This window comes from Polaromonas sp. (genome assembly GCF_012927485.1).
Classification (GTDB): Bacteria; Pseudomonadota; Gammaproteobacteria; order Burkholderiales; family Burkholderiaceae_C; genus Polaromonas.
Genome location: NZ_JABBPC010000032.1, coordinates 1 through 20860, shown reverse-complemented (window position 1 = coordinate 20860; position 20860 = coordinate 1). Strand labels below are relative to the sequence as shown.

Sequence of the window (20860 nt, the reverse complement as noted above, 5' to 3'; positions counted from 1 at the left end):
ATCAAATCAAGCTCCTGCGCCATAGCAGAAGGCATTCTTTCCCATAAAAAATAGAGCCATCATGAAAATAGCAATTCTCCCGGGCGATGGCATCGGCCCTGAAATCATCGCCGAAGCGGTCAAGGTTCTCGGCGTTCTCGACCTGCCCTTCGACACCGAAACCGCCCTAGTCGGCGGCGCTGCCTACGAAGCCTTTGGACACCCGCTACCTGACGCCACGCTGAAGCTCGCCAGAGACGCCGACGCCATCCTGTTTGGCGCGGTAGGGGACTGGAAATACGACAAGCTCGATCGCCCGCTGCGCCCGGAACAAGCCATTCTGGGTCTACGCAAAAACCTCGGCCTGTTCGCCAATTTTCGCCCTGCCATCTGCTACGAGCAGCTCACCCACGCCTCCAGCCTCAAGCCCGAGCTGGTGGCAGGCCTGGACATCCTCATCATTCGCGAGTTGACAGGTGACATTTACTTTGGCCAGCCGCGCGGCCGTCGCATTGCAATCGACGGACACTTTCCGGGTTCGGAAGAAGCCTTTGACACCATGCGCTATTCACGTCCCGAAATAGAACGTATTGCCCACGTCGCCTTCCAGGCGGCGCGCAAGCGCAGCAAACGCGTGACCAGCGTCGACAAAGCCAATGTGCTGGAAACTTTTCAGTTCTGGAAAGACGTAGTCAGCGAAGTTGGCCTGCAGTATCCGGACGTAGCGCTGGACCATATGTACGTGGATAACGCAGCCATGCAGTTGATCAAGGCCCCGAAGAAATTTGACGTCGTGGTCACCGGCAACATGTTTGGAGACATCCTGTCGGATGCTGCTGCAATGCTGACGGGAAGCATCGGCATGCTGCCTTCGGCCAGCCTGAATGACAAAAACCAGGGCCTGTACGAACCCAGCCACGGCAGCGCGCCGGATATTGCCGGCAAGGGCGTCGCCAATCCGCTGGCCACCATCCTGAGCGCCGCCATGATGCTGCGCTTCAGCCTGAACCAGCCTGAAGCTGCCGCGCGCATCGAGAAGGCCGTCGGCCTGGTGCTGACCCAGGGCCTTCGTACGCCGGATATTTACAGTGAGGGCACCACCCGCGTGGGCACGGTACAAATGGGTGATGCGGTGGTCAGCGCCCTGGCCTGAAGTATCGAGCTGCGGCAGCTTTACCCAGGCGGTCGCAGCGGCGCCAAACAGCGTGGTCCGAGGAAGTACCCGTTCCCACACCAATAACTAGCGCTGGCGAGCTTTACGCGGTTTGCGGAAGAAAAACCTGCAGCGCGCTGAGGGTCTGCGCGGTCGCACCCCGGTTACGAGCCGCGAACGCCAGGCTTGCTGACACGGCATTCGCTTGTGACTGCGTATCGCTGAGCAACCTCACCGCCGTCTGCACGGCGGCCGAAAGGTTCGCTACCCGACGGGCCGCGCCGGCCGATTCCGCCATATCGGCGGCCTCGGCAAAGTTGAAGGTGTGCTTTCCCATCACCACGGGGCAGCCACAGGCGGCGGCCTCGATCAGGTTCTGGCCACCCAGTGGCGCAAAGCTGCCGCCCAGCAACGCCACATCGCTGAGCCCGTAATACAGCGCCATCTCGCCCAGCGAGTCGCCGAGCCAGACATCGGCGCGCATCGCTTCGCCGCTGTCGGCGGGTCCCACGGCCCACTCCGAGCGACGCGAAACACGCAAGCCGTGTTGTTCAGCCAGCGCCTGCACATCATTGAAACGCTGTGGATGCCGTGGAACGATCAACACTTTGAAGCCGCCAGTCCAAGTGGCTTCAAAAAGAGGGCTTGCTACCGTAGTGGTTCCGCCAGGCGTGTGGAGGCCCTGAGCGACCGCGCTTATTTGCTTGAAAAATTCATCTTCTTCACCGTCCCGGGAGCTGGCGAACATGAGCACGGGTTGTGTCAATGCGCGCCGCCACGCTTTGCCGTGCGCCAGCTGACCCGCGTCGGGCGTGGCGTCAAACTTGAGGTTGCCGAACACGCCGGCCACCCGGGCGCCCAGCTGGCGAAAGCGATGAGCGTCGTCCTCGGTCTGCGCATACACCGCCGACAGCGCTCCGTAGGCAGGGCGTGACAACGACGCCATGCGCAGCGCCTTTTTCATCGACAGTTCTGAAAGCCTGCCGTTGACGAGTACCAGGGGCATCGCGCGCAGCGTCGCGGCGGTCACCAGGTTGGGCCAGATTTCGGTTTCCATTAGCAGCCCAAGCCGAGGCTGAAAGTGGCTAAAAAAACGGGCTACAGCGGTTGGACTGTCCCATGGCTGCCACACCTGAACATCTCCTGGTTGCAACAACCCCAGACCTGCAGCGCGGCCCGTGGCTGTGCCATGCGTCAGCAAAATGCGCAGCCCTGGCGTTTGCGCGCGCATGGCGTTGAGCAAGATCGCCGCCGTCCGGGCTTCACCCAGCGAAACTGCATGCACCCAAACGAGCTCCGAAGAAATCTCCGCTGGTTGGGTGTAAGACCCAAAACGTTCCTCCATTGCCGCCAGATAACCGGGCTCCTGGCGACCCCGGCGTATTAGCTTGCGGCGCAACAAAGGTTGCGCCAACCACATCAGTTGGGAATATAACTTCAGGGCCAAGGCGCTCATGCGGGAACTTGAATGTGTACCGTTCGGCATGCCAGCCAAGCTTGCCATACGGCCTCAACGGAGGGTGTGGGTTGCGCAAACACGCTCACTTGGCGCCCTCCGGTCTGAGGCCCGGTGCGCCAAGCGGTGTCGAAGTTGTAGATCTGAACATGCGGCAAATCCAGCGCGACGGCGATATGGCTGACGCCGCTGTCAACCCCAATCACGCCAGTACATTGCGCCAATTCTTCAGTCAATGCGTCCAGCGTTAGCAAAGGCCAGATTTGGGCTTGCGCCGTATCGGTGGGGGCATCAGTACCATCGCATTCATTCAGCGCCTCTGCGATCGCCTGACTCGTCACCAATTCGCTGGCGTTGCCATACGGAAGCGCCACCTGGAAGCCCGCCGCATTCAGACGCCTGCCAAGCGCTATCCAGTGACTGAGCGGCCACTCCTTGTCTGCACGCGAGGTGCCGTGCACCAATGCCACCTTCATTGCCAGCTTGTCAGCAGCGAATGAGCTTTGCTGGTCTTTGAGCGAAGGTAGGTCTAGTCCAAAATGCGGGCCCGACCGCAGGCTGTACCCCAGTGCGCGTGCCGCCAGTTCGCGCGAGCGCTGCACGGCAGGGGTATGCGGTTCAATGCGGATGGCGACGTCAGCCACCCACCGGGTAGGTGCCTCGTAAGCAGAGCCCTCGGTCTGGTTGGCTAGCGCATAACGCTGGCCTCCAGGCGCCAGCCGTGCCATCCGCGCCACCAGCGCAGATTTACTCAAACCCTGGAGATCAATGACCGCGTCGTAGGCCTCTTGCTGCAATTGGGCGCGGAACGTGCGCCATTCGCGACGCGTCGCTGCCGTCCAGACTGACTTGCGCCAACGCCGGATCTCACATGGAATGACGCGGTGCAGCCCGCGGGACCGCGCCAGCAGCGGCGCAAAGGATTTCTCCACCACCCAGTCGATCTGCGCGCCGGGCAAGGCCGCACCAATATCCTGCACCACCGGCAATGTATGCACGACGTCGCCCAACGAAGACAGTTTGACCAACAAAATCTTCAAGGCGCCCCCACCTTTATCGCTTCGTTGAGGGCGCGGCGTTGGGTCGATGGCATCAATGCGCCGCTGCCGAAATACTTGCGTCTGGTTTCACGCTGCGCAGCAATGCCAGCATCTCGGCCTCGATGCGCTGGAGCGCTTCAGGGCTGTGCCCCTCAAAACGAAGCACCAGCACAGGCGTGGTGTTAGACGCCCGGATCAAACCAAAACCATCCGGCCAATCCACCCGCACGCCGTCAATAGTCGATAGCTTGGCAGGCGCGGCAAAATGAGCCCCTTTTATCAACGCTTCCACCACCGTGTGGGGTTCTCCCTCGCGGCAGGTCACGTTGAGTTCCGGCGTACTGAAGCTGGTGGGTAGCGCGTTGAGCAAGACACCCGCATCGGTTACGCGGCTGACAATTTCCAGCAGACGCGCACCCGCATACGTGCCGTCGTCAAAGCCGTACCAGCGCTCCTTGAAGAAGATGTGCCCACTCATTTCGCCGCCCAGCGGCGAGTTGATTTCCTTCATCTTGGCCTTGATCAGCGAATGCCCGGTTTTGTACATCAGGGGCACGCCGCCCGCCGCTTCAATTTCCGGGGCCAGACGCTGCGAGCATTTCACGTCAAACAAAATGGTACCGCCCGGCACGCGTGAGAGCACGTCACGTGCAAACAACATCATCTGCCGATCCGGGTAGATGTTCTGGCCGTCCTTGGTCACTATGCCGAGCCGGTCCCCGTCGCCGTCAAAGGCCAGCCCCAATTCGGCATCGCCGCTTTTCAAAGCGCGCATCAAGTCCTGCAGGTTTTCCGGTTTGCTCGGGTCAGGATGGTGGTTGGGGAAATTGCCGTCAACTTCGGTGAACAACTCGGTGACCTCACACCCCAGCGCTCGAAAAATGGACGGCGCCGACGCGCCAGCAATGCCGTTACCCGCATCAATAATAATTTTCAAGGGCCGCGACAACTTGATACCCGAGACAATGCGCTCGCGGTAAGCGGGCTCCACGTCGACCCTTTGGATGATTCCGGGGGCGGCCGGCAGCGTCCATGTTTCCGCCTCGATCACGCGCCGCAAGGCCTGGATGTCGTCGCCATAAATCGCGCGCCCCGCCAGCACCATCTTGAAGCCGTTGTAGTCCTTCGGGTTGTGGCTCCCTGTAACCTGAATGCCCGAGGTGGCCAACGTGTTGGCTGCAAAATAAAGCATGGGGGTAGTGACCATGCCGACGTCCAACACAGCCACGCCTGCCGCCGCAAGACCGCGTATCAGCGCGGCGCTGAGGGAAGGCCCGCTCAACCGGCCATCACGACCAACAGCTACGGTTTTCTCGCCTTCTGCCAGGGCAATCGTGCCAAAGGCTTTTCCCAGCGCTTCAGCCACCTCTTCGTTGATGGTGGCAGGAACCACGCCGCGAATGTCATAGGCCTTGAAAATGGATGCGTTGACTTGCATGGAAGAGGGTCTTTCTGAAAGTTTGCGTTCGATGATTGTAGGCGGCACCCCCTCCGCTAGCAGCCCGGACAAGACCTTCAGGGCATGTCCGGAAACGGCTAGTCCAAAGCCCTGCCCGGCGTATCATTTCTCCATGGCCAGCGCAACCGTCTCATTAGCCGACAACGAGTGCTACCTCGCCCTGAAAGCGAGGGACGCCCGATTTGACGGTTGCTTTTTTACCGGTGTCACGTCCACCGGCATCTACTGCCGGCCGGTCTGCAGCGTCAGAACCCCGAAGCGTGAAAACTGCCGCTTTTTCCGTCATGCGGCGCAAGCCGAGCAAGCGGGATTTCGTCCTTGTCTGCGCTGTCGGCCGGAACTGGCTCCGCATTCGGTGGTCTGGTCGATCCAGGACGCTTCCTACATGCTGGCGCATCAGGCGGCCCGTCTGCTCGACCAACCCGACGGATGGTCCGACGCGACGCCCTCGGTGAACAAACTCGCCGCCCGCCTGGGTGTCAGCGACCGCCATGTACGTCGAATTTTCGAAGCACATTTTGGTGTCTCGCCGCTGCAGTATTTGCAGACGCGACGCTTGCATACCGCCAAGCAACTTCTGGCCGACACCAATTTACCGATTACTCAAGTCGCGCTGATGAGTGGCTTTGCCAGCCTGCGGCGCTTCAACGCTAGCTTCGTGGCGCACTACCAACTCAACCCGTCGCAGTTACGACGTCAGGGCGCTGACCGCGGCGGCAATGGCAATGGCAATGGCACGACCATTCGGCTCGGCTACAGGCCGCCTTACGACGTCGCGGCCCTGCTCTACTTTTTCAGCCAGCGCTGCATCAAAGCGATTGAATTTATAGCTGCAGACGCAGAGCAGCCGGGAATCGCCAGGACGTTTCGCGTCGAGTCGGAAGGCACGGTGCATGCCGGCTGGTTGCATGCCAGCTTTGACGAGGCACGATCCCAGCTGGTTCTGCGTGTCAGCGATTCACTCCGGGAAGTGCTGCCGTTGGTGATTTTCCGAGTGCGCGCCCTGTTTGACCTGGACGCCGACCCGACCGCCATCAACAGCGTCCTGCACAACGCATTTCCAGCGGGCGACGGGCTTCGTGTACCCGGCGCACTGGATGGCTATGAGCTGGCGGTGCGTGCGGTGCTCGGCCAGCAGATCACGGTGGCGGCGGCCCGCACGTTGGCGCAACGCCTGGTCGATCGGTTTGGCGAACCGATTTCAACGCCATGGGCTCAACTGACGCATTTGTTTCCCGTCCCCGCCGTGCTGGCCGCTGCCAGCGGCGACGCGCTGGGCCAGCTCGGCATTGTCAAGCAGCGGCAGGCCGCCATCGTCGGGCTTGCCCAGGCCGTCACTGAGAAACGCCTGCAATTGCACGGCGCTGCGGATATCAACGCGACCGTGGCGACGCTGAAAGCGCTTCCCGGCATTGGAGACTGGACGGCGCAATACATTGCCATGCGCGCCCTGCGCTGGCCGGATGCGTTTCCGGCCGCCGATGTGGCATTGCAGAAAGCGCTGGGGGTGCAACACTTAAAAAATCCGGCCAAGCACGCTGAACAAGCCTCACTGGCCTGGAAACCCTGGCGCAGCTATGCGGTCGTTCGCGCCTGGAGCGGCAGGCTGGCCGCCGATCTCGTCGCGTCGCCAAACACGGTTGAATTGGCGACTTCCTGTGGTTCTCCTGCAAGGCAAAGCGCGCTAAAGGAAACAAGGCACTCCCCGCAACTCTTTGGAAAATCAGAGCACTCAAGGAATCCCTCATGAAATTCGATCCTTCCATCGTCCAAACCAGCCTGCCGAGCCCTCTGGGGCCTATCGTTATCGCGTCAACGTCCAAGGGCCTGGCAGGACTTTGGTTTGTTGAAAACCAGCGCTATCTGCCGCCCGAGCTCACTGGGCAAGTCGGCGCCCTGGTCTGGCCCAGTGGTCCCGACCATCCCGTGCTGAAAAAAGCCAGCCAGCAACTTGCCGACTATTTCACTCACCAGCGCAGCCGTTTTGATGTGCCGCTCGATCTGGCAGGCGGCACGCTATTCCAGCAAGCGGTGTGGCGGGCACTGCTCGCCATTCCGCACGGTGACACCGTCAGTTACGGCGAGATCAGCCTCCGCATTGGCAGACCGACCGCTGTTAGAGCAGTGGGCGCGGCTGTCGGGCGCAACCCTATCAGTATCATCGTGCCGTGTCACCGCGTAATGGGCGCCGACGGTTCGCTTACCGGCTACGCAGGGGGACTCGATCGCAAAACCGCACTACTCAAGCTTGAGGGTGCATTTCAGGAAAGCATGCTGTGAGTTCAAGGTCTTCAGATCGCGCGGGTGCCGCCGCCCTCGCCAATAACAATCCCAAGCACTGGGTCACCGATTTCGGATTGCTGGCGGCCATATGGGGCGCTTCATTCCTCTTCATGCGTATTGGGACGGTCGAGTTTGGGCCGCTGCCGACTGCGGGCGTCCGCGTAGCGATTGCGGCTGGCTTCCTGCTGCCTTTCGTATGGCTGCGCGGTCTATTGCCGGAGCTGAAGAAAAACTGGCGCAGGATTTTCTTCATCGGCATGCTTAATTCGGGCATTCCTTTTGCCTGTTTCTCATTTGCGCTGCTGTCCATCAGCACCGGGCTGTCGGCCATTCTTAACGCCACGGTGCCAATGTTTGGTGCGCTGATTGCCTGGGGATGGCTTAGAGACAAACCTAACCGCTCACGCGTATTGGGGCTGGCTATCGGCTTTGCTGGCGTGGCCCTGCTTGCGTGGGATAAAGCCAGCTTCAAGCCCGATGCCTCGGGAGTTGCGCCCGGCTGGGCCGTGCTGGCATGCTTGCTGGCCTGCCTGTGCTACGGTATTTCGGCCAGCTACGCCAAGCGCTATCTTTCAGGCTTGCAGCCCCTCGTGACGGCCGCAGGCAGCCAGATCGGCGCGACGCTGGGGCTCGCCTTGCCTGCCGTTTGGCTATGGCCCGCACGCCTGCCGAGCACATCGGCCTGGCTGGCGCTGCTGGCAGTTGGGGTGGTGTGCACCGGACTGGCGTACATCTTGTTTTTTCGCCTGATTGAAAACGCCGGTCCGCCGCGCGCGCTGGCAGTCACGTTTGTGATCCCTGTCTTTGCCGTGCTCTATGGCACGGTATTTCTCGGAGAACGCGTCACGCCGTGGATGCTCATGTGTGCCGGCGTGATTGTGTGTGGCACCGCGCTGTCCACCGGGCTTTTGAGGCTTGGGCGGGACAGAACCTTGGGGCGGTGATTCCCGCCGATCCGTCAGACGCAGGCGTCCAATAGCCCGGCAGTGAGCTATTGGAGGGCGCCGGCCACCACATTAATACTGAGCGCCAGAATCAACATGTTGAACCCGAAGGAAAGTACACCATGCACCAGCGTGAGGCGGCGCATCTCGCGCGAGGTCACCTGCACGTCGGACACTTGCGAGGTCATTCCAACCACATGCGAGTAATACAAAAAATCGAAATAATCGGGATCAAGGCCACCGGGAAACTGCAGGCCTGGCCCGTCGGGCTCATTCAACCGCTCTTTATGGTAATAACGATGGGCATAACGAAACGCGAATATGGTCTGGATGAATAACCAGGAAGCGGCCAAGGCGCCCATCGACAACGCAATATGAAGCGCGCGCTGCGCGCCCGCGTGGTTCCGAATCTGCTGCAGCATCAGCGTAATGGCCGTCACACACGCGACCGTTGCCAGCAGCATCAGCAAAAAAAGTATCACACTCGGTTCGTCTTGCGCCTGAGCCCGCGTTCGCGTTCGTTTTGAATCAAAGCGCACACATAGCCACCAGGCCAGCATCAGATACACGCCAATACCCACACACCATCCGAAGAGTCCGCGAAACTGCCACTGCATCGGAAGCGGAATCGCCGCGGCGGCAACGCCAATCAAAAAGCCATAGACCAGCCGTTGTGGACCTGTGGTTTCTGAAAGATGTTTGTGCATGGTCACTATTGTGAGGCAGCGGCACTCCCCCTTAAAACGCATTTTCAATAACCGCTCAACCTGTTCCTACGGCCGCTTGAACTGGCTGGACCTTGCCGGTCGGAAGGCAGGGGTCACGCGCTTCCAGCTTAAACCGACCCGGTTAAGGGTGCTGGCGGCTTTCTGGTTGATAGGAAAGTACTGCCCAGTCACCTGCCGCCTATTGCGCACCTTGTCGTTAATTTGCTCGCAGATGTAGCTTGCCGGCCAGCTTGAGCCCGTCGCGGAAATTCATGCCCATAAGGGTGAACTGCATACCACCGACAATCAGTTCCACTACCTGCACAGCATAAAAAAATACGTCGAATTCACCAGTAGCGGCCTTAATGTTGAGAAAAATCGCCGCTGGAATCATTACTAACAGGCCGTTGGTGCCGATGATCGCCATACGCTTCTTCTTCTGAACAACAAGCCCTCCTTTGCGCGTTTTGCCAAGTGCGAAGCCGGAGCCGCCGGTAGCGACCATGAACGGCACCAGCAAGAAGAGGCCGTAAACAATGGCGTGTTTGACTGCGGCCACAGCCGCACTGTCAAAAAACACCTCCGAGACTAGGGTGGAAGTCCAGAAGCCGGCGAGGAGAAACATCGCTGTGGTGCCGGCGATCGCGTGAATAATGGGCTTCATGCTCGGGAATCTTTCTTCGGAACGGGAGAGTCGAGCCGTTCATAAACAGTGTTTAAGGTTTGTAGTGTGTTCTTAAGGTCTTGCAAAGGAAGGCCAATAACGAGTCCGTTAGCCCAGACCGCCTCCATGGCCATCGCCTTAGTAAAAATGCGTTTGCCCATTTCGGTCAAGACATAAAGGGGCGAGCGCTGGTGGCGTGGGTTGATGCTCTGCTTGAAGAAGCCGTCCTCCTCCAGTCTATTGAGCTGCTTCTGTGTCCCTTGTCGGGTGATCCCCATCGCTTCAGCGATCTGCGGCGCAGAAAGGGGCTTTCCAGCTAATGCCATGGCACCCAGCACTTGCCAGCGGGCACTGGTGAGATTGAAGGGCTCAACCAGTTGGTCGCCTTTCTCCAAAAGGCGGCCATTCAAACGGAAGACCATGAGCATAATGTTGGTTAATATGCCGGCCTCGGGGGTTGGCTCGATTGTCACAATGGATTCCTTTATGGTCAGTTGGATTTCGCAGCCGCCTGTATGAGGATTGCTCAGTGCGCTTAATGACAACCAGTTTCCACTAACGGAAACTGGTTGTCAATAATTATTTATCGCTAAGAAGGGGCGTCTCAGAAAACGAGGTGCAAAGTAAGTTGAGCGTGCGAGGAGGCTGGAATCCAGCAGTACAGCGTTGGCACCGGCTCTCGATTCTTGGCTACGTGAGGCGACACAACGCAGATTAGCAATCTTCTTGGTTAAGTCGATCTTGCTGTCGGTCATCTGACGCTTACGTTCGCCTTTATGAACGCCAGGCCTGTGGGTTGCCCAGACCGAGGGCACCAAGTTCTGACTGCAAGTCGTCACCGAACTGAAGAACCGCGGAGTGCAGGACATCTTCATTGCCTGTGTGGATGACCTGAAAGGCTTTCCCGAGGCGATTGAAGCGGTGTTACCGAAGACGGCGGGCAGCTGCGTATGTGTGCACATGGTGCGCTACAGTTTGAACTTCGTAGGCTGGATTCTGCGCAATTAAAGTCGTAAATATGTCTTCAAACCAGGGTGTCGGTCGGCCGCAATGCTGCTGAAACGGGCGTCGGCTTTGCCGCTTGGATTCAACCGGTCAAGGCAACAAGTTGGCTAAAACGTTAAGCGGTCAATCGCGGCGGGCAACAAATTTCCAGAGGAAGATGCCTTCCGACGCGGCCACCGCTGCAAAGGCGGTGCTTTAATGATGAACCGCTATGTCCTGGACATGGTTAGGTAAATGAACCGCATCCATGATTTCGCCAGTCTGGGCGTTGAAGATGTCCAAAGGAGAAGCGGTAAAAGGAGGCTGGTCAAGTCCAACCAGCAGGTATTTACCGTCCGGTGTATCGCTCAATGCGCGTGATGTCCAGGCTCGTGTTCTTCAATGAGGCATTGAGTAATTCCCCACCGGGGTAGCTCACCGCTCGCACGGAGTTGGCAACCCAATTGCCAGTTTGCCTGCTGGTTGAAAATTCGTTGGGTGAGCACTAAACGCCGACGCTTCGGCTAGATTCTTTGTCATCAGATTCCAACCACCAAACTCGCCCGAAGTCAGGTCGGCCAGTGTCCAGACCAAGCGGCATGGCGCAGGTGAAATACTCATGCGGCGCGTAGCCCAGAAGCCACGGTCGGATAGCGCAACACGAGCTTCAGTTCTGTCTTCATCCGCTGGTTGTTCAATCTTCTTGACTCGCTCATGAAACTTAGCAGCATCAGCGACAGCTGCTGCTGCGCCGTGCTGCGCGGAGCCCGGGGCGGCCTTGGCAATTGGTAGAGATCAGCCGCCAGATCAAAATAATCGCCCATCTTCATCCGCGTGTCGTCGCTGACATGGGTAACTCGTTGCGGCTTGCCGCGCCACAGAGCTGCCAGACAGGCTCTTGCCAGGTCGTCGGCATGAATATGGTTGGTGTAGACGTCGTCCTCCTGGCGCAGCACGGGCGTACCCTTGAGCAGCCGCTCTCGCGGCGTACCACCTTCGCGGTCGGAGGCGTAGATACCGGGAATTCGCAGGATGTGTATCTTTGTGCCGGTGGCGCGTCCAAACAGGCGCAGATGGCCTTCTGCATGCACGCGGCGCTGGGAGCGCGGCGTGTGCGGGTTCACGCTGCGGGTTTCGCTCACCCAGTCGCCGCCGCAGTCGCCATAGACTCCGCTGGTCGACCCATAAACCAGCGACCTCGGCAGGCTGCGCAGACGCAGCGTGCGCAGAAGCGCCAGGGTACGGGGGTCGCTGCGCCAATCCGGGTTGTGATTAGGAGGCGGCGCCAGATGCACCACACGGGTGGCCAGCCCGGCCAGTCGGCGCAGGGTGGCAGCGTCATCCAGATTGCCTTGCAAAGGGGTGATGCCCTCCGCTCGCAGAGCCGGCAGGCGCGCGGCGGTGGAGGTGAGGGCGATAAGTTTGAGCTTGGGCGGCAGCTGGCGGGCGACGCGCAAACCGACATCACCGCAGCCCACGATCAAAACACGCTCACGGCGGAAACGGGAAGGCAGTGCGCCAAGGGGAGTTAGGTTTGAAGGCAAAATTGGGGGTTGCTGGAACACCAGCCGAGCTAATTAACGAACTGAATAATAGTACTAGCAAGGATACCGACTATGAGTTTCAACGTAACCGTGCAACCAAGCGGCCGGACTTTTACCGCTAAAGTCGACGAAGCGCTGCTGGCCGCCGCCATTCGACAGGGAATTGGCCTGCCCTACGGCTGCAAGGACGGTGCGTGCGGTTCCTGCAAGTGCAAGAAGCTTGAAGGCACGGTGACGCATGGCGCGCACCAGCTCAAGGCCCTGTCGCCCGAGGAAGAAACCAATGGCTTTATATTGACTTGTTGCGCCGTAGCCGACACGGACGTGGTGATCGAATCGCGCCAGGTAACCGATGAAAGCGCTTTTCCCATCAAGAAGATGCCTTCGCGGGTGAGCAGCTTAGTCCGCGCCTCGCGCGACGTGATGATTATTCGCCTGCAGTTACCCGCCAGCGAACTGCTCAAATACCATGCCGGCCAGTACGTAGAAATTTTGCTTCGCGATGGGGACCGCCGTGCTTACTCCATGGGCAACGCTCCGCACACGCAGGTCGATGCCCCTGGCTTGGAACTGCATATTCGCTACATGGCGGGCGGGAAATTCACCGAACACGTCTTCGGCCCAATGAAAGAAAAAGAAATTTTGCGTATCGAAGGACCCTATGGCAGCTTCTTCCTGCGCGAAGACAGCAACAAACCGATGGTTCTATTGGCATCCGGCACCGGCTTTGCGCCCATCAAGGCATTGATCGAACACATGCAGTACAAGAACATCACGCGCCCCGCCGTGCTCTATTGGGGCGGCAGACGCCCAGCCGACTTGTACATGACTGACTGGATACTTTCCAAAGTAGCCGCGATGCCCCACCTGACCTATATTCCAGTCGTCTCTGACGCCCTGCCTGAAGACCACTGGACCGGCCGCACCGGCTATGTTCACATGGCTGTATTAGAAGATTTTCCCGACCTGTCTGGCTACCAGGTTTATGCCTGCGGCGCGCCGATTGTGGTGGATTCAGCCCGCGCCGACTACAGCGCGAAGGCAGCCTTGCCGGCCGAAGAGTTTTACGCCGATTCGTTCACCACTGAAGCCGACAAGGCAAAGGCGGGGTAAATTAAAGCGACGCGGAATCAGAGTTTTTTGAACTATTCAAACCAAACAACACTAGAAAAAAACCGATAGTTCAGGAACTACCGGCGCCTTACGCTAGCCCTTCCAGCCCCATTTACTCACCCAGATAAGCGGCCTTGACGCGCGGGTCGTTGAGCAGCTCTTTCGCGGCACCGTTCATGGTGACGTGGCCCGATTCCATGACATAGCCTCGGTCTGCAATGCCCAAGGCGCGGCTGGCGTTTTGCTCCACAAGCAAAACGGTGACGCCGTGTGCGGAGACGTCGCGCACGACCTCAAAAATCTTGTCCACCATGATGGGCGACAAACCCATTGACGGTTCGTCCAGTAGAAGCACCTTGGGGCGGCTCATCAGCGCACGGCCCATGGCCAGCATCTGCTGCTCGCCGCCGGACATGGTCCCAGCCAGCTGGTCTTTGCGCTCGCGCAGGCGCGGAAACAACACAAACATTTTCTCGATGTCGGCGGCGATTTCGGGCTTATCGTTGCGGACGTAGGCGCCCATCTGCAAATTTTCGATGATGGTCATGCGAGCGAACACGCCACGGCCTTCAGGCACCATGGCCAGGCCTTCTTTCACCAGATCCCACGCGCCGCGGCCCCTGATGCTTTTCCCCATGTATTCGATGTCACCCGCCAGCATTGGCTGGGTGCCGGTGATGGCTTTCATGGTGGTGGTTTTTCCGGCACCGTTGGAGCCGATCAAGGTGACCAGTTCGCCTTCGTTGACTTCAAAATCAACGCCCTTCACCGCCTGAATGCCGCCGTAGGCCACCTTGAGGCCGGTCACTTTAAGAAGTGTATTTACCATGTCTTTGTTGTCCTTCAATGACCTGTACCCAGATAGGCACTGATCACTTTTTCGTTTTTCTGCACCTCGGCGGGCGGGCCTTCAGCGATCTGTTTGCCGTAGTCAAGTACCGTCACCCGGTCACACAGGCCCATGACCAATTTCACGTCGTGCTCAATCAGCAAAATAGTGCGGTTGTCCTTGCGGATCTGGTCGATCAGCTCGCGCAGTTGCACTTTTTCCGTCGCGTTCATGCCGGCGGCCGGCTCGTCAAGGGCAATCAGTTGTGGATCGGTAGCCAGTGCCCTGGCAATCTCAAGACGCCGCTGGTCGCCGTAGCTCAAGGTGCGCGCCTTGAAATCAGCGTATTTGCCGATGCCGACATATTCCAGCAATTCATGGGAACGTTGGGCGATGGCGGCTTCTTCATGCTTGAAGCCCGGGGTGCGAAACACCGCACCGATCAGGCCGGAGTGGGTACGGATATGCCGGCCAACCATCACATTCTCGAGTGCGGTCATGTCGGAAAACAGTCGGATATTTTGAAAGGTGCGGGCAATGCCGGCCTTGGCAACCTCGTGCACCGCCGTCGGTTTGTAAGGCTTTCCGGCCAGCTCAAAGGTGCCGCTGTCCGGCGTATACAGGCCGGTCAGCACATTGAAGAAGGTGGTTTTTCCGGCCCCGTTAGGGCCAATCAGACCATAGACCTGTCCACGCTCAATATGGATGCCGACATCACTGAGGGCCTGCAGCCCGCCAAAGCGTTTAGACACGCCGGCGACTTTAAGAATGGTTTCGCTCACGTCCATTCTCCTTAGCTTTTAATGGATTTGACAAGCGACTTGCCGTGCTCCGGCGAAGGCCAGAGGCCGCGGGGCCGCATGAGCATGATGGTGATCATGGCGAGCGCAATCAACAACTGGCGAAGGATGGCAGAGTCCAGTCGGCCATCGGTCATGGCCTGCAACGGCCCGGCCACGTAGCGCAATACCTCTGGCAGCGCTGCCAGCAGTAATGCGCCCAGAATGACTCCAGGCAAATGACCAATGCCGCCCAGCACCACCATGGCGACGATCATGATCGACTCCATCAGGCTGAACGACTCCGGCGAGACAAAACCCTGAAAGGCGGCAAACATCGAACCCGAAACGCCGCCAAACGTGGCCCCCATGCCGAACGCCAGCAGCTTCATGTTGCGGGTATTGATGCCCATGGCCTTGGCGGCGATTTCGTCTTCGCGAATCGCCATCCAGGCTCGTCCGATGCGTGAGTTTTCCAGCCGGTGGCAAATGATTACCGAAATGATGACCAGCACCAGAAAGAGGTAGTAGTACATGGACACCGTGGTGATCTCGAATCCGAAGAGCTCATGCGCCTTACCCAGATCGAGTCCGAAAAACTTTATCGAGTCAATCTGGTCGATGCCTTTGGGCCCGTTGGTCAGGTTGATGGGACGGTCCAGGTTATTCAGGAAGACCCGGATAATTTCACCAAAGCCAAGCGTGACGATAGCCAGGTAATCACCGCGCAACTTGAGCGTTGGCGCACCCAAGGCGACGCCGAAGAGGCCAGCAACGGCAGCAGCGGCCGGAATGGTGGCCCAGATCGGAAGATGCAGACCGTTGGGAAAGGCTGCTGCAATAGCCGGAAAAGAGCCCGCCAGATGGGGCGAGCCGAGCAGCGCAAACAGATAGGCGCCGACTGCAAAAAATGCCACGTAGCCCAGGTCCAGCAGGCCGGCGTAGCCGACCACAATGTTGAGTCCGAGCGCAAGCAGTACATACAGCAGCGCCATGTCGACAATCCGCACCCAGGCGTTACCCCCTTGTTGCAGCACCAGCGGCAACACCAGCAACGCGGCTGCAACCACCAAGAAAGTAAGCAATTTATTAGGTTTCATCAGAACTTTTCCTTATCACTGAGCTTGATATCGACTTCGACAGCAGGCCTAAGCCCGGTCCGCCACACGTTCACCCAGCAAGCCCGAGGGCCGGAGCGTCAGCACAAAAATCAGCACGACAAAAGCAAAAATATCTGAGTACTGGCTGCCCAGCACACCGCCCGTCCAGGTCCCGAGATAGCCACCACCGATAGATTCGATCAGTCCCAGCAAAATGCCGCCCAGAACGGCTCCCCCCAGGTTGCCAATGCCACCAAACACCGCTGCAGTGAAGGCTTTAAGGCCTGGCAAAAAACCCATGGTGTGCTGGACGGTACCGTAGTTGGAGGCGTACATCACACCGGCCAACGCCGCCAGAACGGCACCGATGATGAAGGTCGCCGAGATGACCGTATCGGGCCGCACACCCATCAGCGCGGCGACGCGCGGGTTCTCGGAGGTGGCCCGCATGGCACGACCGAGTTTGGTGTAGTGCACCAGCCACATCAGCACCGAGAGCGAAACCGCCGTCGCACCCAGAATGAAAATCTGCGTGACGGTAATCACGGCACCGCCCACCTGAAGCGGCTCCGGTGGGAGCAGTGTCGGATAAGACTTGTAGTTGGGCTTCCAGATGATCATGGCCAGCGTCTGCAGCAGCAGCGACATGCCAATGGCGGTGATGAGTGGCGCCAGCTTGGGTGAATTGCGCAGTGGTCGGTAGGCGATTTTTTCAATCGCAAAATTCAGAGCACCACACACCACGAAGGCGATCAGCAGTGAAATCAGCAAAATCAGCCAACCCGGAGTCGAAGGCAATGCCTCCTGCATCCAGCGGATGATGGTCCAGCTGGTCAGCGCCCCCACCATCAATACCTCGCCATGGGCAAAATTGATCAGGTTGATGATGCCGTACACCATGGTGTAGCCCAGCGCGATCAGGGCATACATGCTGCCCAAAACAAGACCATTGATGATCTGCTGAAGCAATACTTCCATAACTAATCTCCATTAAATTGAAATTGCCAACTCTGCTTGCGCCGCAAACCGTCGGGATCACCGGAGGATCGCGCGAGTTAACAAAAAGCCCGCCTGTCAAAACCAGATAACTGGTGAACGTGGCGAGCTAATCCGCGAATTGTAGCCATGCGTGTGAAGCGAGAATCGAGCCAACACGAAAGTTTTCGCGGGGTTTACCCTAGAGAAACTTTATTTTCGCGGTCAAAGAAGGCTTTATCAGTTGGTTTTGTTTTTTATTAGTTTTTCTGATTGTTCCTGGACTTCAACTCTTTCAGCTTATCGGAGATTTGGATCTCCAGGCCCCGACTGACGGGCCTGTAAAACTCGGGCGGAGGCATCCCTTCCGGAAAGTAATTTTCACCGGCGGCAAAACCACCCTCCTCATTGTGGGCGTAGCGGTAGTTTTTGCCGTAATCGAGCTCCTTCATGAGCCGCGTCGGTGCATTGCGCAAATGCAGCGGCACCGGACGCGTGCCGTCTTTCTTGATCAAGGCCTTGGCTTCGTTGAACGCCTTGTAGACCGCGTTGGATTTGGGCGCAACCGCCAAATAAACCACGCATTGTGCCAGCGCCAACTCACCTTCCGGTGAGCCCAACCGTTCATAGACCTCGGCCGCATCCAACGCCATTCGCAGCGCGCGCGGGTCGGCCAGCCCGATGTCTTCGCTGGCCATGCGGATGAGCCGACGCGCCATGTAGAGCGGCTCGGCGCCCCCATCCAGCATGCGCATGAACCAGTAGAGTGCGGCGTCGGGGTCGGAGCCACGCACGGATTTGTGCAGCGCCGAAATGGTGTCATAGAACTGCTCACCGCCCTTGTCGTAGCGGCGCAGGCGCTCACCCAGCACCTTGAGCAGCCAGGCGTCGGTCACTTCGGTAATTTTCTCGCTGCGTGCAGCAACATCGAGGGACTCGAGCGTATTGAGTAAACGCCGGGCGTCGCCGTCGGCGTAAGCCGTGAGTCGCTCGATCGCTTCAGTTGCAATTATTTCGATAGCTGGTAGCGCCCGCTCCTCAAGAACTCTCATCACTATTTTTTTAAGGTCATCCTCGAGAAGCGGTTGCAGCACGTAGACCACCGCGCGTGACAGCAAGGCCGAATTCACTTCAAACGAAGGGTTTTCGGTGGTAGCCCCGATAAAGGTAAAGAGGCCGCTTTCCACATGCGGCAAAAAAGCATCCTGCTGACTCTTGTTAAAGCGATGCACCTCATCCACAAACACGAGCGTGCGCTTGCCGTTACCCTCCCCCTGCCCTTGCCAGATAGTGGCCTGCTCAACGGCTTCGCGAATGTCCTTGACGCCACCGAGCACCGCGGAAATAGTGATGAAATGCGCATCAAAACTGCTGGCCATCAGGCGCGCGATGGTGGTTTTACCGACACCGGGCGGTCCCCACAAAATGCAGCTGTGCGGCTGGCCCGACTCAAAGGCGATGCGCAACGGCATGCCTTCTCCGAGCAAATGCTGTTGCCCAATGACCTGTCCCAAAGTTTGGGGGCGCAGCCGCTCGGCCAGGGGTTGGTGGGATGAGGAGGTAGCCATAGAGTCCTTGAGCCTCGAATCAGGCGCGCATCACACCCTGCCGAAAAAATTCATTCGTCGTCACTGACGAATTACATCCGCTCCCTTTGGCGGCTTGTACTGAAAGGTGTCGATGGGCAGGTGCGGGTTGACTTCCACCTGGCTGAAGCTCAGCACAGAGCGCTGGCCGAAACTATCAAGGATTTCCAGCGCGGCCAGGCCGGTAGACTTTTCGCCCGCTCGAAAGCCCACACGCACCGCTTGCAACTGGCCGTCCTTGGCCTTGGGCGTGGCCACGACCCACTGCAGGCCGTCCTTGTCGGGTGCGGCAGCCAGCTTAAAGTCCGCCTGCAAGGCATGCAAATCCGGCGCGGCGGCAATCAGGGCTGCCGGCGTAGAGCCCAGCGCACCAGACTGATTGCGAGCGGTAACCTGGTTCAGATCCGCGTCATACAGCCACAGCGTCTGGCCGTCGGCCACGATGCTTTGCTCAAAAGGCTTTTTATAATTAAATCTAAAGCGATTGGGACGGGCAAACTCGAACGTGCCGCTGGATATCTTGCTGCGCGGGCTCTGGCCTTCCTTGGCAGGTGCCGTGACCACTTGGGTAAAGTTCGCACGACCGCTGCTCACGGTCTTCACGAAACTTTCAAGGCTTGCCAGTCCGTCTGCCCACGCAAAAGAAGCGCAAGAAGCTATTAAAACAGTAGCAACAAAATTTTTCATGGTCGTTATTCCGCCCGTGCAGGCACCAAAATTTCGCGCTGGCCGCTGCCACTCATGGCACTGACCAACCCCGCGTTTTCCATCTCTTCCACCAGGCGCGCCGCGCGGTTGTAGCCTATTTTGAGGTGGCGCTGCACCAGCGAGATGCTGGCCCTGCGGTTCTTCAGCACCACTTCAACCGCTTGGTCGTACATCGGATCTTTCTCACCCCCGCTGGTTTCGCCCGTCAGGTCGCCGTCACCATCGACCGTACCGCCTTCAAGCACCCCCTCGATGTAATTTGGCTCCCCTTGCTGCTTGAGATAGGCGACCACCCGGTGTACTTCATCGTCGCTCACAAAGGCGCCATGCACGCGGACTGGAAAGCCCGTCCCGCTGGGCATGTAGAGCATGTCGCCCATGCCGAGCAAAGCCTCTGCACCCATCTGGTCGAGTATGGTGCGGCTGTCAATTTTGCTGCTGACTTGAAATGACAGGCGCGTCGGAATGTTGGCTTTTATCAGGCCCGTAATCACGTCGACGCTGGGTCGCTGAGTCGCCAACACCAGGTGAATACCCGCCGCACGGGCTTTCTGGGCCAGGCGGGCAATCAGCTCTTCAATCTTCTTGCCCACCACCATCATCAAGTCGGCCAGCTCGTCAATCACCACCACGATGTAAGGCAGACGCTCCAGCGGCTCAGGCTGCTCGGGCGTCAGGCTGAAGGGGTTGTAAATAAATTCGCCGCCTGCCTTGGCTTCGTCAATCTTGACGTTGTAGCCCGCCAGATTGCGTACGCCCAGCTTGCTCATCAGCTTGTAGCGTTTTTCCATTTCGGCGACGCACCAGGTGAGGCCTTGCGCGGCCTGACGCATGTCGGTGACCACCGGGCATAACAAATGCGGAATACCTTCGTAGACACTCATCTCCAGCATCTTGGGATCAATCAACAGCAAACGCACATCCCGCGCATCGGCCTTGTAAAGCAGGCTCAAAATCATCGCATTGATGCCCACCGACTTGCCCGAGCCAGTGGTGCCGGCTACGAGGCAATGCGGCATTTTGGCCAGATCGGCCACCACGGCATTGCCACCGATGTCTTTTCCAAGCCCAAGCGTGAGCAGTGATTTGGCTTCGTTATAGGCTTGGGAGCCCAGAATTTCGCTGAGCTTTATAGACTGCCGCTTCGCGTTAGGCAGCTCCAGCGCCATGTAGTTTTTGCCCGGAATGGTTTCAACGACGCGGATGGAGACCAGGCTCAAGGCACGCGCCAGGTCCTTGGCAAGGCTAACCACCTGTGAGCCCTTCACACCGGTGGCGGGCTCGATCTCGTAGCGGGTAATAACGGGACCGGGCGCAGCGGCCACCACACGCACTTCGACACCAAAATCCCTGAGCTTTTTTTCGATCAACCGCGATGTCATTTCCAGCGTTTCGGGCGCCACGGTTTCCTGCCGCAACAATGCGCCGTCGAGCAAATTCACCTGCGGCAGCTTAGAGTCAGGCATTTCGATGAACAGCGGCTTTTGACGCTCTTTCGCTACCCGCTCGCTTTTCGGAATATCGGCCAGCGCGGGCTCGATCAGGACCGGCACCGGG

At 58.6% G+C, this 20860-nt stretch carries 19 protein-coding genes and 1 pseudogene; 6 read left to right on the top strand and 14 right to left on the bottom strand.

Annotation, left to right across the window (positions count from 1 at the left end):
- Positions 1-61: 61 nt before the first annotated feature.
- On the top strand, positions 62-1132 hold the full coding sequence (gene leuB, locus HHJ16_RS12290; RefSeq protein WP_296900947.1) for a 3-isopropylmalate dehydrogenase: 1071 nt from the start codon (positions 62-64) through the stop codon (positions 1130-1132).
- Positions 1133-1235: 103 nt separating this feature from the next.
- Here leuB and HHJ16_RS12285 read toward each other — a convergent pair whose 3' ends face one another.
- From HHJ16_RS12285 to HHJ16_RS12275, 3 genes are read right to left on the bottom strand one after another with little or no spacing between them, the layout of a single operon-like run.
- Positions 1236-2588 (bottom strand): 3-deoxy-D-manno-octulosonic acid transferase, encoded by a 1353-nt coding sequence (locus HHJ16_RS12285; RefSeq protein ID WP_296900945.1) that lies wholly within the window; start codon positions 2586-2588, stop codon positions 1236-1238.
- Positions 2585-3628, bottom strand: coding sequence for a lipopolysaccharide heptosyltransferase I (gene waaC / locus HHJ16_RS12280; RefSeq protein ID WP_296900943.1), 1044 nt, complete (start codon positions 3626-3628; stop codon positions 2585-2587). Before waaC ends, HHJ16_RS12285 begins: the two co-directional genes overlap by 4 nt.
- Before the next feature lie 52 nt (positions 3629-3680).
- A complete protein-coding gene (locus HHJ16_RS12275; RefSeq protein WP_296900941.1) occupies positions 3681-5066 on the bottom strand; it encodes a phosphomannomutase/phosphoglucomutase in 1386 nt (461 codons plus the stop codon).
- A gap of 133 nt (positions 5067-5199) precedes the next feature.
- Here HHJ16_RS12275 and HHJ16_RS12270 point away from each other — a divergent pair, with 133 nt between their 5' ends.
- From HHJ16_RS12270 to HHJ16_RS12260, 3 genes are read left to right on the top strand one after another with little or no spacing between them, the layout of a single operon-like run.
- Complete coding sequence (locus HHJ16_RS12270; protein ID WP_296900940.1) at positions 5200-6837, top strand: DNA-3-methyladenine glycosylase 2 family protein; 1638 nt, start codon at positions 5200-5202, stop codon at positions 6835-6837.
- Positions 6834-7367, top strand: a complete 534-nt coding sequence (locus tag HHJ16_RS12265) for a methylated-DNA--[protein]-cysteine S-methyltransferase (RefSeq protein WP_296900937.1) — start codon at positions 6834-6836, stop codon at positions 7365-7367. The genes HHJ16_RS12270 and HHJ16_RS12265 overlap by 4 nt, the downstream gene beginning before the upstream one ends.
- Complete coding sequence (locus HHJ16_RS12260) at positions 7364-8314, top strand: EamA family transporter (RefSeq protein ID WP_296900934.1); 951 nt, start codon at positions 7364-7366, stop codon at positions 8312-8314. The genes HHJ16_RS12265 and HHJ16_RS12260 overlap by 4 nt, the downstream gene beginning before the upstream one ends.
- 47 nt (positions 8315-8361) lie before the next feature.
- On the opposite strand, the gene HHJ16_RS12255 is transcribed toward HHJ16_RS12260, so the two are convergent.
- From HHJ16_RS12255 to HHJ16_RS12245, 3 genes are all read right to left on the bottom strand, one after another.
- Positions 8362-9021: a DUF1345 domain-containing protein gene (locus HHJ16_RS12255; RefSeq protein WP_296900932.1), complete on the bottom strand. Its 660-nt coding sequence runs from the start codon at positions 9019-9021 to the stop codon at positions 8362-8364.
- A 217-nt stretch (positions 9022-9238) separates the two neighbouring features.
- Positions 9239-9685, bottom strand: a complete 447-nt coding sequence (locus tag HHJ16_RS12250) for a hypothetical protein (protein WP_296900930.1) — start codon at positions 9683-9685, stop codon at positions 9239-9241.
- Positions 9682-10230, bottom strand: a complete 549-nt coding sequence (locus tag HHJ16_RS12245; RefSeq protein WP_296900928.1) for a MarR family winged helix-turn-helix transcriptional regulator — start codon at positions 10228-10230, stop codon at positions 9682-9684. The genes HHJ16_RS12250 and HHJ16_RS12245 overlap by 4 nt, the downstream gene beginning before the upstream one ends.
- Positions 10231-10471: 241 nt before the next feature.
- Here HHJ16_RS12245 and HHJ16_RS12240 point away from each other — a divergent pair.
- Positions 10472-10678: pseudogene (locus HHJ16_RS12240) on the top strand (transposase); the annotation flags it as partial.
- A 608-nt stretch (positions 10679-11286) separates the two neighbouring features.
- Here the strand turns inward: HHJ16_RS12240 and HHJ16_RS12235 are convergent.
- On the bottom strand, positions 11287-12213 hold the full coding sequence (locus tag HHJ16_RS12235) for an NAD-dependent epimerase/dehydratase family protein (RefSeq protein ID WP_296900926.1): 927 nt from the start codon (positions 12211-12213) through the stop codon (positions 11287-11289).
- Between the two features lie 72 nt (positions 12214-12285).
- On the opposite strand from HHJ16_RS12235, the gene HHJ16_RS12230 reads away from it, so the two are divergent.
- On the top strand, positions 12286-13326 hold the full coding sequence (locus HHJ16_RS12230; protein ID WP_296900924.1) for a CDP-6-deoxy-delta-3,4-glucoseen reductase: 1041 nt from the start codon (positions 12286-12288) through the stop codon (positions 13324-13326).
- A 112-nt stretch (positions 13327-13438) separates the two neighbouring features.
- On the opposite strand, the gene HHJ16_RS12225 is transcribed toward HHJ16_RS12230, so the two are convergent.
- The 7 genes from HHJ16_RS12225 to HHJ16_RS12195 all read right to left on the bottom strand — a co-directional run.
- Entirely contained in the window at positions 13439-14155 is a 717-nt protein-coding gene (locus tag HHJ16_RS12225; RefSeq protein ID WP_296900922.1) for an ABC transporter ATP-binding protein, read from the bottom strand.
- Positions 14156-14169: 14 nt separating this feature from the next.
- On the bottom strand, positions 14170-14943 hold the full coding sequence (locus tag HHJ16_RS12220) for an ABC transporter ATP-binding protein (RefSeq protein WP_296900920.1): 774 nt from the start codon (positions 14941-14943) through the stop codon (positions 14170-14172).
- Between the two features lie 5 nt (positions 14944-14948).
- Positions 14949-16034 (bottom strand): ABC transporter ATP-binding protein, encoded by a 1086-nt coding sequence (locus HHJ16_RS12215; RefSeq protein ID WP_296900918.1) that lies wholly within the window; start codon positions 16032-16034, stop codon positions 14949-14951.
- 48 nt (positions 16035-16082) lie between these two features.
- Positions 16083-17012: a branched-chain amino acid ABC transporter permease gene (locus HHJ16_RS12210; protein ID WP_296900916.1), complete on the bottom strand. Its 930-nt coding sequence runs from the start codon at positions 17010-17012 to the stop codon at positions 16083-16085.
- A gap of 257 nt (positions 17013-17269) precedes the next feature.
- Entirely contained in the window at positions 17270-18577 is a 1308-nt protein-coding gene (locus HHJ16_RS12205) for a replication-associated recombination protein A (RefSeq protein ID WP_296900914.1), read from the bottom strand.
- Positions 18578-18637: 60 nt separating this feature from the next.
- Positions 18638-19282 (bottom strand): outer membrane lipoprotein chaperone LolA, encoded by a 645-nt coding sequence (lolA, locus tag HHJ16_RS12200; protein ID WP_296900912.1) that lies wholly within the window; start codon positions 19280-19282, stop codon positions 18638-18640.
- A 5-nt stretch (positions 19283-19287) separates the two neighbouring features.
- Positions 19288-20860 (bottom strand): DNA translocase FtsK (locus HHJ16_RS12195; RefSeq protein WP_296900910.1); only part of this gene is annotated, 1573 nt, incomplete at its 5' end.